The following is a 1,002-nucleotide window of genomic DNA, read 5'->3' on the forward strand; positions in this document are numbered from 1 at the left end:
AAGGTGATCGCCTCCGCGTTCGCCGATCTCGGCTTCGACGTGGATATCGGCCCGCTCTTCGCGACGCCCGCGGAGGCGGCCCGCCAGGCGATCGAAAACGACGTGCACATCATCGGCGTGTCGTCGTTGGCGGCCGGTCACCTGACCCTGGTGCCGGAGCTGAAGGGGGAACTCGCCAGGTACGGCCGCGACGACATCATGATCGTGGTGGGCGGCGTGATCCCGCCGCAGGACTTCGACGCCCTTCATCAGGCCGGAGCCTCGGCGATCTTCCCGCCCGGCACCGTCATCGCCGACGCGGCCGTGAACTTGATCCGTGAGCTGAGTGCCCGTTTAGAGTTCAAGGAGGAACCCATGCCACAGTGATGTGTATGGCTTAGGGAAAAGGCACACCGGCAGATCTTTGCTCTATCTGCGAATTACCGGACCAAGCTTACAGGTACGAGATTGGAGAAATCGTGATTGGGCGCGAGAACCATATCGCGATTGTCGTACCCGACATTGAGGCCAGCAGAGCGCGGAAGCCCAATATCGGAGCCTGCGGCTCACCTATCCTCTCCCCATCCAAAGGATTTCGATGCAAGTCTAATATAGCGTGAGGAAATTTTGCAATGAACGAGTTTTCGATGGGCAAAAAATTGCGAAATTTTTTGACTTTTGAAGATGCCAAGCGCACCTGTAGGATCCCAAGTCGTTATCGTTGACGTAATCTATAAGGTCGAGGTCGGGCTCGCGAAACTCTCTGCACAAAGAATTCTTGAATGAAGGATGATCCATGTTTCCGCAACGTCTGACCGAAGGCTACCGCGCATTCCTCAATGAACGCTTCCCGCGCGAGAAGAACCGCTTCGAGACCCTGGCCGAGAAGGGCCAGGCGCCCGAAGTGATGGTGATCGGCTGCTGCGACAGCCGCGTCTCCCCGGAGGTCATCTTCGACGCGAGCCCGGGCGAATTGTTCGTGGTGCGCAATGTGGCGAACCTGGTGCCGCCCTTCGAGACCGG

General features: G+C 58.4%; 2 protein-coding genes. Both read left to right on the forward strand.

Annotation, left to right across the window (positions count from 1 at the left end):
• Positions 1 to 366 (forward strand): cobalamin-dependent protein (locus tag KBI52_RS01330; protein ID WP_210804849.1); only part of this gene is annotated, 366 nt, incomplete at its 5' end.
• A gap of 409 nt (positions 367 to 775) precedes the next feature.
• Positions 776 to 1,002, forward strand: a 227-nt coding sequence (locus KBI52_RS01335; protein WP_305797862.1) for a carbonic anhydrase, incomplete at its 3' end; no start/stop codon positions are given.

The sequence above is a fragment of the Microvirga sp. HBU67558 genome (genome assembly GCF_018069605.1).
Taxonomy (GTDB): domain Bacteria; phylum Pseudomonadota; class Alphaproteobacteria; order Rhizobiales; family Beijerinckiaceae; genus Microvirga; species Microvirga terrae.